Source organism: Pelomonas sp. SE-A7 (assembly GCF_030345705.1).
Taxonomy (GTDB): domain Bacteria; phylum Pseudomonadota; class Gammaproteobacteria; order Burkholderiales; family Burkholderiaceae_C; genus JAUASW01.
The window spans coordinates 169,464-183,561 of record NZ_JAUASW010000003.1; the positions used below are offsets into that span (position 1 = coordinate 169,464).

Annotated in this window: 13 protein-coding genes; 5 read left to right on the plus strand and 8 right to left on the minus strand. The window is 68.3% G+C overall.

Translation table 11 applies throughout. From position 1 onward, the window contains the following. Positions 1-113: 113 nt before the first annotated feature. The 3 genes from QT382_RS18745 to QT382_RS18755 are packed head-to-tail and all read right to left on the minus strand — an operon-like array spanning position 114 to position 2,235. Positions 114-1,010 carry an SMP-30/gluconolactonase/LRE family protein gene (locus tag QT382_RS18745; protein ID WP_289255644.1) on the minus strand — a complete coding sequence of 299 codons (897 nt, stop codon included), beginning with the start codon at positions 1,008-1,010 and terminating at the stop codon, positions 114-116. 38 nt (positions 1,011-1,048) lie between these two features. Beyond that, positions 1,049-1,540 carry a GNAT family N-acetyltransferase gene (locus QT382_RS18750; protein ID WP_289255645.1) on the minus strand — a complete coding sequence of 164 codons (492 nt, stop codon included), beginning with the start codon at positions 1,538-1,540 and terminating at the stop codon, positions 1,049-1,051. Next, complete coding sequence (locus QT382_RS18755; RefSeq protein ID WP_289255646.1) at positions 1,537-2,235, minus strand: cytochrome b/b6 domain-containing protein; 699 nt, start codon at positions 2,233-2,235, stop codon at positions 1,537-1,539. Before QT382_RS18755 ends, QT382_RS18750 begins: the two co-directional genes overlap by 4 nt. Positions 2,236-2,371: 136 nt before the next feature. On the opposite strand from QT382_RS18755, the gene QT382_RS18760 reads away from it, so the two are divergent. Then, positions 2,372-2,830 (plus strand): c-type cytochrome, encoded by a 459-nt coding sequence (locus tag QT382_RS18760; RefSeq protein WP_289255647.1) that lies wholly within the window; start codon positions 2,372-2,374, stop codon positions 2,828-2,830. A gap of 11 nt (positions 2,831-2,841) precedes the next feature. Here the strand turns inward: QT382_RS18760 and QT382_RS18765 are convergent, their stop codons facing one another. From QT382_RS18765 to QT382_RS18780, 4 genes are read right to left on the minus strand one after another with little or no spacing between them, the layout of a single operon-like run. Next, positions 2,842-3,681: a PhzF family phenazine biosynthesis protein gene (locus QT382_RS18765; RefSeq protein ID WP_289255648.1), complete on the minus strand. Its 840-nt coding sequence runs from the start codon at positions 3,679-3,681 to the stop codon at positions 2,842-2,844. Then, positions 3,678-4,136 carry a GNAT family N-acetyltransferase gene (locus QT382_RS18770; protein WP_289255649.1) on the minus strand — a complete coding sequence of 153 codons (459 nt, stop codon included), beginning with the start codon at positions 4,134-4,136 and terminating at the stop codon, positions 3,678-3,680. Before QT382_RS18770 ends, QT382_RS18765 begins: the two co-directional genes overlap by 4 nt. Next, the gene (locus tag QT382_RS18775) at positions 4,136-5,344 is read right to left on the minus strand and encodes an aminotransferase-like domain-containing protein (RefSeq protein ID WP_289255650.1); all 1,209 of its coding nucleotides are present in this window, start codon (positions 5,342-5,344) and stop codon (positions 4,136-4,138) included. Before QT382_RS18775 ends, QT382_RS18770 begins: the two co-directional genes overlap by 1 nt. A 22-nt stretch (positions 5,345-5,366) precedes the next feature. Further along, a complete protein-coding gene (locus QT382_RS18780) occupies positions 5,367-6,113 on the minus strand; it encodes an aspartate/glutamate racemase family protein (protein ID WP_289255651.1) in 747 nt (248 codons plus the stop codon). A gap of 74 nt (positions 6,114-6,187) precedes the next feature. Here QT382_RS18780 and QT382_RS18785 point away from each other — a divergent pair, with 74 nt between their 5' ends. Next, a complete protein-coding gene (locus tag QT382_RS18785; RefSeq protein WP_289255652.1) occupies positions 6,188-7,615 on the plus strand; it encodes an aminotransferase-like domain-containing protein in 1,428 nt (475 codons plus the stop codon). 191 nt (positions 7,616-7,806) lie between these two features. Continuing rightward, a complete protein-coding gene (locus tag QT382_RS18790) occupies positions 7,807-8,445 on the plus strand; it encodes a response regulator (RefSeq protein ID WP_289255653.1) in 639 nt (212 codons plus the stop codon). 25 nt (positions 8,446-8,470) lie between these two features. Here QT382_RS18790 and QT382_RS18795 read toward each other — a convergent pair whose 3' ends face one another. After that, positions 8,471-10,336, minus strand: coding sequence for an ATP-binding cassette domain-containing protein (locus QT382_RS18795; RefSeq protein ID WP_289255654.1), 1,866 nt, complete (start codon positions 10,334-10,336; stop codon positions 8,471-8,473). Between the two features lie 63 nt (positions 10,337-10,399). Between QT382_RS18795 and QT382_RS18800 the strand changes: the two genes are divergently transcribed. Both QT382_RS18800 and QT382_RS18805 read left to right on the plus strand, forming a co-directional pair. Further along, a complete protein-coding gene (locus QT382_RS18800) occupies positions 10,400-11,269 on the plus strand; it encodes a flagellin (RefSeq protein WP_289255655.1) in 870 nt (289 codons plus the stop codon). 97 nt (positions 11,270-11,366) lie between these two features. After that, positions 11,367-14,087 (plus strand): M16 family metallopeptidase, encoded by a 2,721-nt coding sequence (locus tag QT382_RS18805; protein WP_289255656.1) that lies wholly within the window; start codon positions 11,367-11,369, stop codon positions 14,085-14,087. Positions 14,088-14,098: the final 11 nt, after the last annotated feature.

The following is a 14,098-nucleotide window of genomic DNA, read 5'->3' on the forward strand; positions in this document are numbered from 1 at the left end:
GTCGGCAAAACCCAAAGATTATATGTGGAAACCCGAAGTTTCCTGACAATCCCGGGCGCCGCGCCCCAGAAAAGGACAGCGCAGACGAGCCCGGCCAGTGCCGGAAGTGGGGCTCAGCCCCGTGCAGGCCTCGGTGCAAACCCGCAGACCGGCAACTGGACCTTCAGCACACAACCCGCAAAGGGCTCGCGTGCCAGCTCATCGGTCGGGCGCCCATCACGTGCGGTGGTGATGTAGAGCGTCTTGAGGTCCGGGCCGCCGAAGGCCGGCATCGTCGGACAGCGCACCGGCAACCGGACCGCCTGCAGCAACTCGCCCGCGGGCGACAGTCGCACGATGCGCGCGCCTTCGTACATCGCGACCCACAGGCAACCCTCGGCATCAACGGTCGCGCCATCGGGCCGGCCGCCGTAGCTTTCCAGAGGTTCGCCGGCCACGCGAGCCGGGAACCGGGCGAAGCGGCGCCGATTCGCAATCGCCCCGGTCGCCGGATCGAAGTCGAAGGCGTAGATCTCATGCGCCTTGGTGTCGGTCCAGTACATCGTGCCCTGGTCCGGGCTCCAGGCCAGGCCGTTGGAATTGGTGATGCCCTCGGCCATGCGCTGGAAACCGCCGTCGGCCCAGCGGTACAGCGCCGCTTCGGGCTGGCGCGCGTCGTCGATGGTGCCTATCCAGAAGCGGCCGGCGGCGTCCGGCTTGCCGTCGTTGAAACGCTGCTTGGCCGGATCGAAAGGCGGCGCTCCCAGCTGCCGGCTACCACCGGTGGCGGTATCCAGATGCCAGAGCCCGTCGCGCCTCGCAACCAGCAGACCGCCCTGTTCGGCCAAGGCGATGCAGCCCGGTTCGGCCTCCAGCTGCCAGCTCCTGAGGGCACCGTCTGCGGCGAGCCTGAGCACCTGGTGTGCGGCGATGTCCACGTAGTAGAGCGCCTGCTCGGCCTCGCACCACAAGGGGGATTCGCCCAGCCGGGCCGGTGCAGCGCCGGCGCATTCGATCAGCAATTCATTCATGGCCGGCGATGCTAGGGCCGAAACCGCAGGTAACCCGGTCAGCCCAGTTCCACTTTGAGGTAGTGGGCGCCCGGGATGGGATTGAAATAGAACGGCGGCACTTCGACGAAGCCCAGGCTCTCGTACAGGCCGCGCGCCGCCTCCATGTCGTCCAGCGTGTCGAGCAACATATTGGAATAGCCAGCCTCGGTCGCCCGGTCTATCAGCGCCTGGGTCAGGCTGCGGCCGAGGCCGAAACGGCGGAAGGCCGGGCGGACGAAGAGCCGCTTCATCTCGCAGGCGTTCGGGTAGTCGGAATCGGTCAGATCCCGAAATGCGCCGCAGCCCGCCGGCTGGCCATCGACCCAGGCGACGAGGAACACGCCACGCGGCTGTGCGTAGGGCCCGGGCAGGCCGGCCAGTTCGGCCTCGAAGCCCTGGAAGCAGAGGTCGACCGCCAGGCTCTCGCTGTAATCGATCAGCAGCTTGCGCGCCTCATCCCACTGCTCGGCACTCTCGGGCACCCGCAGCATGATCTCGGGACTGCTCATTCCCCTCCCCCCATCACAACGAGCAAATAGACGGCTGCCACGCAGGCCGCCAATAGCGTCAGCGCAAACAGGCGCGTGGCCACGGTATCGCGGGTGGCGGGTACATGGGCCGGCAAGCGCTTGTTGCCGCTCAGCATGGGGCCGATCAGGTCGCGCCCATGGCCGAAGCGGTAATAGATGATGGCCACCACATGCAGGCCTATCAGCAGGAACAGGCCCCACTGGCCCCAGCTCTTGTGATAACCGGTCCAGGCCAGGCTGGCCTCGCTGGAGACCAGGCGTATCAGCGGCCCGGTGTTGGCGATCTCGTCGTCGGCAATCAGGCCCGAACCGATCTGCATCAGCAGCCAGACCAGCATGGCCAGCACAGACAGTCCGCCCAGCGGGTTGTGGCCCACGTCGAAATGCTCGCCCTCACGTGGCTTGCGGCGCAGGTAGCGCCAGATGGCCGCCGGGCTGTAGATGAAATGGGTGAAGCGCGACCAGCGCCCGCCGACCAGGCCCCACAGCAGCCGGAAGCCCACCAGGGCCAGCACCGCATAGCCCAGCCGCATATGCCAGACCATGGCATTGCCACCGATCTTGGCGCTGGTCACCGAGCCCAGCACGCACAGTACCAGGGCCCAGTGGAACAGCCGGGTCGGCAGGTCCCAGACCCGCACCTCTTCATGATCCTGATGACGACCGTCGGCCATGCCTCTTGCTTGCAATCCCGCAGTGCGAAGGCGGCAACGATACCGCAGCACGCCGGCGCTGCAAATTCCATACACTCGACCGCGCGGCGGTGCCGCCGCATCCTCAGCCCCACCTCTCGCAGCAAAGGATTCCCGGATGTTCAAGCAAGTTCTGATCGCCCTGGCCGGCACCGTCGTCCTGGCTGGTGCCGCCCAGGCCCAGCAGCGCCCCGAGCAGGCCATCAAGTACCGCAAGTCGGTGATGACGCTGATGGGCTCGCATTTCGGCCGCCTGGGCGCCATGGCCCAGGGCCGCATCCCCTTCGATGCCGCGGTCGCGGCCGACAACGCCCAACTCGTCGCCATGCTGGCCAAGCTGCCGTTCAACTCGTTCGGACCCGGCACCGACAAGGGCCTGCCGCACCGCGCCAAGCCCGAGGTCTGGACCGAAACGGCCAAATTCAAGGAAGCGGCCGACGCCTTCCAGGCCGAGGCGCCCAAGCTGGAAGCCGCTGCCAAGACCGGCAATCTCGATCAGTTCAAGGCAGCCTTCGGCGCCGTGGGCAAGACCTGCAAGGCCTGCCACGACACGTTCCAGGCCGAAAAGGACAACTGAAGCAGTCGTTCCTAGAGGCGAACCTGGCCATGGATCAGCGACGCCACGTCTCCGCCTATCCAGGTCGCCTCGGCATCGCGCCAGACATGGACCCGGCCGTCGCGACCCAGAGCCTTGCCCTGGCCGGCCAGATAGGCCTCGGGTGCATGGCCGGCCTGCATCAGCCATAGCGCCAGGCCGGCGTTGAGGCTTCCGGTGACCGGATCCTCGGGCACACCCAGGCCCGGCACGAAGCCCCGCACCTCGAACTGCAGTTCCTGGCCGGCCGGATAGGCGCCGACCACGCCGAGCTTCAGTCCCTTCATCGCTATGAAGTCCGGCTTCAGCGCCAGTACCGCTTCGGCGCTGGCCAGCCGCGCGGCCATCCACTGCGGACCGTTGTCGACCCAGACCAGGTCCAGCATCTCTGCTTCCTGAAGCCCCAGCGCGCGCAGCGCCTGCTCGCGCAGTTCCGGCTCGACCGGCCCCGAGCGGCGCAGCGGCGGCGCGGCGAAAGCCAGTCGAGCCCCCTGACGCTTGATCCGCACCAGGCCGATCTCGCATTGCTGCATTACTTCGCCCGGCTTCTTGGGGTCGCCGCCGCTGGCCAGCCAGGCATGGGCCGAGCCCAGCGTCGGATGGCCGGCGAAAGGCAGCTCGCCGCCGGGCGTGAAGATGCGCACCCGGTAGTCGGCCGCCGGGTCGGTCGGCTCCAGCAGGAAGGTGGTCTCCGACAAATTGGTCCAGCGCGCGAACGCCGCCATCTCGGCATCGCTCAGGCCTCCACCATCAACGACCACGGCCAGAGCGTTGCCCTTGAGCGGCTGGGCGGTGAACACATCGACTTGCACGAAGCGGCGCAGCAGGCTCATTTCGATTCCTCTTTGTTCTGCAGATAGAGCCCCGGCCGCACCACCTCCATGCCGCGGTCCGGCGTGGCCAGCGGCTGGAAGCCGTGGCGGGCATAGAGCCCGTGGGCATCGCGGGTGAACAGCGAAAAGCGTCGCAGCCCTTGCAAGGCCGGGTGGGCCATCACGGCCGCGATCAGCGCATCGCCGAGGCCGCGCCCGCGCAGGCCGTCCTCGACGAACACGTCGCAGAGATAGGCAAACGTGGCCTGGTCCGTGATCGCGCGGGCATAGCCGCGCAGCCGGCCTGTCTCGTCGCGCAGCACGAAGTTCAGCGAGCTCCGCATCGCCCTTTCGAGCAGATCCAGCGGAATGCCTTCGCACCAGTAGGCGGTGACTAGATAGGCATGGGCGGCCGTCAGATCGGCCCGATCCCAGGCCGTGTCTACGCGCCAGTTCTCCGGCAGGGCCTCGGCCATCAAGGAGCCGGGGCTTCGGCCGTGGCCATCACCTCGCGCAGCACCTTGCCCAGGATGGCGACGCCGTCGCGTATCAGCTCGGGCGTCAGCGTCACGAAGGACAGGCGCAGCGTGCGCAGATCCGGCGACTGGGCGTAGAAAGCCGCGCCGGGCACGAAGGCGATACCCGCGTCCACCGCCTGCGGCAGCAGGGCCATGGCGTCGAAGCCCTCGGGCAGGCGGATCCAGAAGAACATGCCACCCTCGGGCTTCAGCCATTCGCAGCCCTCGGGCAGGTGCTGCTGGAGCGACTCGGCCATGGCATCGCGATTGGCCTTGTAGCGCGCACGGATGCTGGGGATATGGCCTTCCAGGAAGCCGTTCTTGATGACCTCATGGACCACGCGCTGGTTGAAGCCCGGCGTGTGCAGGTCGGCCGCTTGCTTGGCCTGCAGCAGCTTGGGATACAGCTCCTTTGGGGCGATGAGGTAGCCCAGGCGGAAGCCGGGCGTCAGGATCTTGGAGAACGAGCCCAGGTAGATCGTGCCCTCGGGCCACAGCGAGGCCAGGGCCGGCGGTGGCGCCTGATCGAACCAGAGGTCGCCATAGGGGTTGTCTTCGACGATGGGCACGCCGGCCGCCTTGGCCGCGGTCACCACGGCCTGGCGGCGCTCCTGGCTCATCACCCGGCCGGTGGGGTTCTGGTAGTTGGGCAGCAGGTAGGCGAAGCGGGTGCCGGGCGCATCATGGGCCAGGCGGCCGAAGGCCTCGGGGCGCACGCCCTCGTGGTCGCTCTCCAGGCTGGTGAAGATCGGCTCATAGGGCGTGAAGGCCTGCAGCGCGCCGAGGTAGGTGGGAGTCTCCACGGCCACCGGTGCACCCTGGTCGCACAACACCTTGCCGACCAGGTCCAGGCCCTGCTGGGAACCGCTGGTGATCAGGACCTGGTCCGGATCGATCTTCATGCCCAGCTGGGCCACGCGGGCCGCCACCCACTCGCGCAGCGGCGCGAAGCCTTCGCTGGCCGCGTATTGCAGCGATTCCTTGGCGTTGTGGGTCAGCACGGCATCGCAGGCCGCCTTCAGTGCCTCGACCGGGAAGGTGTCGGCCGAGGGCAGGCCGCCGGCCATCGACAGGATGCCGGGCTTTTCGGTGACCTTGAGGATCTCGCGAATGATCGAGGGGTTCATGCGCGCGGCGCGGCGCGCTTGGGTCCAGACAGTACTCATGGCTCTCTCGGTTGCAACGGGCTCAACGGCCCTGGGAATCATCATAGGCAAGCAGCAGCCAGTCGACGGCGGCTTGCGCATGCAGGGCCGTGCCGTCGAACAGCGGCAGCAGGTCGGCGTCGCGCTGCACATCGAGCAGCAGGCACAGCTCGGTGCAGCCGAGGATCACGGCCTCGGCGCCGGCGCCGGCCAGCTCGGCAATCGCCCCGCGGTAGAACTGGCGCGAGCGCTCGAGCACCTGGCCGCGGCACAGCTCCTCGTAGATCACGCGATGGACCTCGGTCCGCTGCTGCTCGCCCGGAATCAGGATCTCGATGCCATGCCGGTCCCGCATGCGGCCGCGATAGAACTCGCCTTCCATCGTGTAGCGGGTGGCCAGCAGGCCGGCGCGGCGCACGCCGGCCGCCTTCAGGGCCTCGGCCGTGGCATCGACGATGTGGATCAGCGGCAGGCCACCGAGGCTCTCGACCTGGTCGGCCACCTTGTGCATGGTGTTGGCGGCAATCATCAGCGCGCCGGCCCCGGCCGCCTTGAGCCCCGCCGCGGCCTCGCCGAGCAGCAGGCCGGCCGCCTCCCAGTCGCCCGAGCGCTGCAGCGCCTCGACCTCGGCGAAGTCGACGCTGTGCATCAGCAGCCGGGCACTGTGCAGGCCGCCCAGGCGCGCGGCCACGGAGCGGTTCAGCAGCTGGTAGAGATGGCTGCTGGATTCCCAGCTCATCCCGGCCAGGATGCCGAGGATGCGCGGCTGGCGTCTCGAAGCAGGGTTCATGGCGGCCCAGTCTAGCGGCTCGACCAGTACAGCACCGATACACTCACCCGTACATCGAACGGATCTGTATTGGCATGAGCACCAGCACAAGCAGCCCCCGCGACCAACTCATACGCAGTGCCAGCACGCCGCTGGCCCAGCAGTTGGCCCAGCGCTATGCCGAGCGCATACAGCAGCGACTGCTGCTGCCCGGCGCCCGCCTGCCCTCGGTGCGCGAATGCGCCCGCCACCATGGCGTGAGCCCCTACACCGTGGTCGCCGCTTACGACCAGCTGCTGGCCGCCGGCCTGCTGGAGGCGCGCAAGCAGCGCGGCTTCTTCGTGCGTGAATCGGCCCCCAAGCTCAAACCGGCCGCCCGCAGCGCGCCGGTGGCCACCGCGCCGCGGGCCTTCGATGCCACGGCCCTGATACGCGGCATGTTCCAGGCCGACGCCGCCACCTCGCCCGGACTGGGCACCCTGCCCGCCGATTGGCTGGACCGGCCCATGCTGCAGAGCGCGCTGCGCAAGGTCGTGGCCCAGGGAGCTGATGCGCTGACCCTTCAGTACGGCGAGCCTGGCGGCGATGTGCGCTTGCGCGAGGTGCTGGCCCAGCGGCTCAATGCCGACCTGGGAATTGCAGCCACGCCCAGCCAGGTCCTGAGCACCGTAGGCGCGACCCATGCGCTGGACCTGATCACCCGCGGTCTCTTGCAACCGGGCGATGCGGTGCTGGTCGACGACCCAGGCTGGGCCATCGAGTACGCCCGCCTGACCCAGGCCGGCATGCGCCTGCTGCCGGTGCCGCGCGGCGCCGATGGCCCCGACCTCGCGGTGATGGACCGCCTGATCGACGAGCACCGGCCGCGCATGTATGTCACCGTCTCGGTACTGCACAACCCGACCGGCCAGACCCTGAGCCTGGCCGCTGCCCACCAGATCCTCAAGCTGGCCGAGCGGGCCGACCTGCTGATCGTCGAGGACGACACCTATGCCTTCATGGCGCCCAACCATGCTCCGCGGCTGTCGGCGCTGGACGGGCTCAGGCGCACGCTCTACGTGTCGGGTTTCTCCAAGATCCTCACGCCGGCCTGGCGGGTCGGCTATGTGGCAGCCAGCCCCGAGCGCATAGACAAGCTGACCAACCTCAAGCTGCTGTCCACGCTGACCACCAGCCCCTTGATGGAGCGCGCCGTGGCGCTATGCCTGGAGCAAGGCCAGCTGCGCCGCCACGCCGAGCGAGTCAATACCCGGCTCGATGCGGCTCGGCAGCGCGCCGTGCGCCTGGCCCTGGACGCCGGCTGCCAGTTCATCACGCCGCCGCAAGGCCTGTTCGGCTGGGTCGATGTGGGCGTGGACACCGAGCGCGCCGCCCAGCGTCTGCTGGACCTGGGCTGGCTGATCGCGCCCGGCCTGCTGTTCAGCGCCACGCGCCGGGCCGGCACCGCCATGCGCATCAATTTCGCGACCGCCCAGGACGCTCGCTTCTGGAAGCTGCTGCAGACCTTGCGGCAGGAACTTTGAGCGATCCACGCACCCTTGGTGTGCGCTCACTGGCACGGTCTGGTGCATGGCCTCGGCGGCTCATAAACAGCCGCAAAAAAATCGCCGCGAATCGCTGGGACTTTGCGCCGCAGGCGGGCTCAGGCGGCTAGGATTTGCGCTTTCCGGCAGGCCTTGAACCCCGCTTGTCGCCCCGCTGTTTTCGTACCGACATGAGCGACAGTGCCCCTCTGCGATTCCTGATCGTCGATGCCTTGGCCGGCGTGCAGACCTTTGCGCGCCAGCTGCTGCAAGGCTATGGCTTTCCGACCGACAGCCTGGCCGTCGCCAGTGACACCGTACAGGCACTGGAACTGGGCCGCCAGCAGCCGCCCGACTTCCTGATCTGTGACGACTTTCCCAAGTCGGAGCTGGATGCGTTCGCGCTGTTCGAGCAGCTCAAGCAGGCCAACCCGGGCTGCCGGCTGGCCTTGCTGAGCTTCGAGATCACGCCGGAGCTGGAAGCCAAGGCCAGCCAGGCGGGCGCCCGCTTCCTCTTGAAGAAGCCGTTCGCCGCCACCGACCTGCGCGACGCCTTGCGCAAGTCGCTGGACGCCCTGGCCCAGGAAAGACCGGATCTGCACGCCCGCATGATGCAGGTGATGAAGCCCCCGGCGCCGGCCAAGTCGGCCGCCCCGCCCCGCCCCATCGTGCTTCCGCCCATGCAGCCGGCCCTCAAGCCCGGCGACAAGGTCAGCCATGCCGGCAAGACCAGCACCATCGAGTACATCGTGATCCGCCACGGCGAGCTGGCGGTCCAGCTGCGCGGCCAGTCCGGCCTGGTCCCGGCCGCCCAGCTGACCAAGCTCTGAACGACCCGGCGGCCGGCTCCACCGTTCAGCGCGCTTCGAGCAACTCCCAACGCTCCATCAGCGCCAGCAATTCGTCGTCAATGGCGGCCGCGCGCTGCGTCACCTCGCCGATGCGGGCCGTGCCCTGGGCATACAGCTCGGTGCCGTTGATCAGCCCATGCAGCTGGGCCTGCTCGGCCTCCAGCGCCGCGATGCGGCCGGGGATCTCGTCCAGCTCGCGCTGTTCCTTGTAGCTGAGCTTGCGACGTGCGGGCACAGCGGGGGCTGGCGCAGGCGCCGCAACCGGAGCAGCGGCCGGCGCGGCCTTGGCCTGCAGGGCGGCGGCGCGCTGGCTCTGGATCAGCCAGTCCTCGATGTCGCCCTCATACTCGCGCCAGCGCCCCTCGCCCTCGTTGACGATGGTCGAGGTGACCACGTTGTCGAGGAAGCGCCGGTCGTGGCTGACCAGGAAGACCGTGCCGTCGTAGTCGGCCAGCAGCTCTTCCAGCAGTTCCAGCGTCTCGATGTCCAGGTCGTTGGTCGGCTCGTCCAGCACCAGCACATTGGCCGGCCGTGCGAACAGCCGCGCCAGCAGCAGGCGGTTGCGCTCGCCGCCCGACAGCGTGCGCACCGGCGAATCGGAGCGGGCCGGCGAGAACAGGAAGTCGCCCAGATAGCTCTTCACATGCTTCTTCTGGCTGCCGATCTCTATCCATTCGCTGCCGGGACTGATGGTGTCGGCCAGCGTGGCGTCGAGATTGAGCGCGTCGCGCATCTGGTCGAAATACGCCACGCTGAGCTTGCTGCCCAGGCGCACCGTGCCGCTGTCGGGCGCCAGCTCGCCGAGGATCATCTTCAGCAGCGTCGTCTTGCCGGCACCATTGGCGCCGACCAGGCCGATCTTGTCGCCGCGAAGGATGGTGGCCGTGAACTCACGGACGATGTCGCGTTCGCCATAGCGCTTGGACACGCCCTCGAGCTCGGCCACGATCTTGCCGCTACTCGCCCCGGTGTCCACGTCCAGCCTGACCTTGCCCTGCACGTCGCGGCGGGCAACGCGCTCGGCGCGCATCTCGTGCAGCCGCTGCACGCGGGCCACGCTGCGGGTGCGGCGGGCCTCGACGCCCTTGCGTATCCAGACTTCTTCCTGGGCCAGCAGCTTGTCGAAGCGGGCATTGGCCAGCGCCTCGTTCTCCAGCTCATAGGCCTTGGCCGCCTGGAAGGCCGCGAAATTGCCCGGATAGCCGCGCATCTGGCCACGGTCCAGCTCGACGATGCGGTTGCAGACCTTGTCCAGGAAGGCGCGGTCGTGGGTGATCAGCAGCAGCGAGCCCTGGAAGCCGTTGAGCAGGTCTTCCAGCCAGCGGATCGCATCCAGGTCCAGGTGGTTGGTCGGTTCGTCCAGCAGCAGCACGTCGGGCTGGGCCACCAGGGCACGGGCCAGGGCCACGCGCTTCTTCAGCCCGCCCGACAGCGATCCCACGCGGCGCTCGCCATCCAGGCCCAGGCGATGCAGGGTCTCATCGACCCGCTGCTCCCAGTTCCAGGCACCGATGTGCTCGATGCGCTCCTGCAGCGCCGCCAGGTCCTCGCCCTCGGCATGATTCTCGAAACGGTCGCGAAGGGCCTTGGCCTCGGCCACGCCCTCGCTGACCACGTCGAAGATCGAAGCCTCCGGGTCCAGGGCCGGCTCCTGCGGCACATAGACGCTGGTCAGGCCCTGCTGCAGCTGCAAGAGCCCGTCGTCCAGCCTCTCCAGGCCGGCCAGGATCTTGAGCAGCGAGCTCTTGCCCGTGCCGTTGCGGCCGATCAGGCCGACCCGCTCGCCGGTTTCGAGGGCGAAATTCGCACCATCCAGCAGGGCCACGTGGCCGTAGGCGAGATGGGCATTGGTAATCGATAAAACAGCCATAGGGGGCGGATTGTCCCGCATGCCCCGGGGAGGTCCGTCTCGACAGCCCCAGGCGCGCCGACTATGCTTTGCTTCGCGAACCACCATCCGCTGACGTCCAGCCTCGTCGCGAGAGTCAAGCCCATGGCCAACGCCATAGACACCACTGCCAGGATCCTGACCCAGACCCAGGCCAGCCGCGAACGCTCGCTGCAGCGCCTGGGCAGCGGCAAGTCCATCAATACCGCCTCCGACGACGCGGCCGTGGCGGCCATCGCCGTACGGCTCTCTGCCCAGCTCAATGCCTCCAGCCAGTTGCGCCGCAACGTGGGGGATGCCCTGTCCTTGGCCGATACCGCCGGCGGTGCCCTGGGCCAGGTCAGCGCCGCCCTGGTCCGCATGCGCGACCTGGCGATCCAGGCCGCCAACGGCAGCTACACCAGCAGCGACCGGGTCGCGATAGAAACCGAATACGCCAAGCTGTCCGAGACCCTGGACAAGCAGGCCGGCGGCGTGCAGTTCAACGGCCGCCCCATCCTGGACGGCAGCCTGCAGCTGAACGTCCAGACCGACGAGCAAGGCGGCGAACAGCAGCTGAACCTGGCCGATGTCTCGACCCAGGGCCTGAGACTGGCCGGCCAGTCGCTGGCCACGGCCGACCAGGCCCGCCAGGCCGTCGATGCGCTCGACCAGGCCATAGAGCAGGTCGGCGCCCAGCAGGCCGGCATAGGCGCGGCCCAGGCCGGTTTCCAGAGCGTGATCGCCAACCTGGAAGGCAGCTACGAATCGCTGGCCTCGGCCCGCAGCCGCCGCGTCGACACCGACTATGCGGCCGAGTCGGCCAACAGCAGCCAGGCCACGGTCCGCCAGCAGGCGGCGCTCAAGGCGGTCGCGCTGTACAAGCGCAACCAGGTGCTGCAGACCGATCTGCTGCCGGCGCCGATCAAGGATTGAAGCAGCCTTTGCGCTGATTTCCTGAGCCTCCTCGCTGCCGGACTAGACTCCGCGCCCTGGAGACGGGCAATTCCGCCCGCCCGGAGGAGGAACATCCATGAGAGCAAGAAATTCGTTGGCACGCCTGTCCCTGGCGCTGAGCCTGGCCGGCCTTTGCAGCCTGGCCGCCGCCCATTCGCTGAAGCCGCAGCGTGCGGTCGAAGGCATCACCGAGTACCGCCTGGCCAATGGCCTGCAGGTGCTGCTGGCGCCGGACGACAGCAAGCCCACGACCACAGTCAACGTGACCTACCGCGTCGGCTCCAAGCACGAGAACTACGGCGAAACCGGCATGGCCCACCTGCTGGAGCACCTGATCTTCAAGGGCAGCCCCAAGTACCCGGCCCCCTGGGACGAATTCAGCAAGCGCGGCCTGATGGCCAACGGCTCGACCTGGTTCGACCGCACCAACTACTTCGCCGCCTTCGCCGCCAACGAGGCCAACCTCAAGTGGTACCTGGAATGGCAGGCCGATGCCATGGTCCACAGCCACATCGCCAAGCGCCACCTCGACACCGAGATGACCGTGGTGCGCAACGAGATGGAGATGGGCGAGAACGACCCCGGCAATGCCACGACCCAACGGGCCCTGGCGGCGATGTTCCAGTGGCACAACTACGGCAAGGACACGATTGGCGCCCGCGCCGACGTCGAGAACGTCGACATCTCGCGGCTGCAGGCCTTCTACCGCCAGTACTACCAGCCCGACAACGCCACGCTGATCGTCTCCGGCAAGTTCGACGCCAACAAGGTGCTGGACTGGGTGGAGCAGAGCTTCGCCAAGCTGCCCAAGCCCAAGCGCCAGCTCAAGCCCACCTACACCAACGACCCGGTGCAGGACGGCGAGAACCAGGTGACCGTGCGCCGCACGGGCGGCACGGCGCAGTCGCTGGCGGCGTACCACATTCCGGCCGGCCCGCACCCCGACTACGCCGCCATCGAGCTGCTCAACCTGGTGCTGGCGCAGACCCCGGGCGGCCGTCTGCACAAGCGCCTGGTCGAGGAGAAGAAGCTGGCCGCCTCGGTCGGCCACTTCGGTCTGGCGCTGGCCGAACCAGGCTTCACCAGCGTCAGCGCCGAGCTGGCACCGCAGGCCTCGCACGAGGAAATGAACAAGGAGCTGCTGGCCGTCGCCGAGAGCTTTGCCTCGCAACCGCTGAGTGCCGAGGAGCTGCAACGCGCCAGGACCAAGTGGCTGAACGACTGGGAACGCCGCTTCACCAGCCCCGAATCGGTGGGCATCACGCTGTCCGAATACATCGCCCAGGGCGACTGGCGGCTGTTCTTCCTGCTGCGCGACCGCATCAAGGCGATCAAGCTGGAAGAGGTGCAGCGCGTTGCCACCGAATACCTGCAGCGCAGCAACCGCACGCTGGCCCAGTACATCCCGACCGACAAGCCGCTGCGAGCACCGGCCCCCAGCTTCGTCCAGTTGGACAAGGAACTGGCCGGGTTCAAGCCCCAGGCCGCGGCCCAGGCCGTGGCGGCCTTCGAAGCCTCGCCGGCCAATATCGACAAGCAAACGCAGCTCAGCCAACTCACCAACGGCATGAAGCTGGCCCTGCTGGCCAAGCCCTCGCGGGGCGAGGCGGTGCGCGGCCAGCTGCAATTGCGCTTCGGCACGGCCGAATCTCTGCAAGGCCAGCAGGCGGCGGCCGAACAGCTGGCGGCGATGCTGAGCATGGGCACCGAGCGCCTGAACCGCCAGCAGCTGCGCGATGCGCTGGATGCGGCCAAGGTCGAGCTCAATGTCTCGGCCCAGCGCGCCAACCAGCTGGTGCTGAGCTGGGCCACCAAGCGCGAGCATGCGTCGGAGGCGCTGCGCCTGATCGCCGAGATGCTGCGTCAGCCCCGCTTCGAGGCCGCGGCCCTGGAAGAGCTGCGCGCCCAGGGCCTCACCGCCATCCAGTCCCAGCGTGACGAACCGCAGGCCCTGGCCTCGGTGGTGGCGCAGGCCGCGCTGAACAAGCATCCGCGTGGCCATGTGTTCTACGCCCGCAACTTCGCCGAGCAGGAACAAGACCTGAAGGCCCTGAAGCTGGACGACCTCAGGCAGTTCCACGCCCGCTTCTACGGCGCCGATGCCGGCCAGCTGTCCCTGGTCGGCGACTTCGATGCCGCCGCGCTGAAGGCCGAGGCCGAGAAGCTGTTCGGCAGCTGGCGCGCGACAACCCGCTTTGCGCGCACCGGCGACAAGGCTTCCGACCAGCCCGGCCGCGTGCAGCAGGTGGTCACGCCGGACAAGCAGAACGCGATGCTGTTCGGCATCCTGCCCATGCCCATCGACGACGACCATCCGGACCGCGCCGCGCTGCAACTGGCCAACCACCTGCTGGGCGGCAGCATGAGCTCGCGGCTGTGGATGCGCATCCGCGAGAAGGAGGGTCTGTCCTACGGCGTCGGCAGCGGCGTATCGCTGCGCCCGCGCGACCCGGACTCGGCCTGGTTCCTGTACGCGATCTTCGCGCCGCAGAACCGCGCCAAGGTCGAGACCGCGCTGCGCGAGGAAGTGGCCCGGGCGCTGGCCGAGGGCTTCACGGCCCAGGAAGTGGCCGACGGCCGCCAGGCCCTGGTCAACGAGAGCCGGATGATGCTGGCACAGGACCCGGCCCTGGCCGACCTGCTGTCGCGCAACCTCTACCTGGATCGCCGCATGGACCGCCAGCAGCAGCTGATCGACGCGATCGGCAAGCTGACGCCGGATGCGGTCAACGCCGCGCTGCGCAGGCACTTCAAGCTGGACGGCTTCCAGCTGGTGTTCGCCGGCGACTTCAAGTAAGGGCGCCAGCC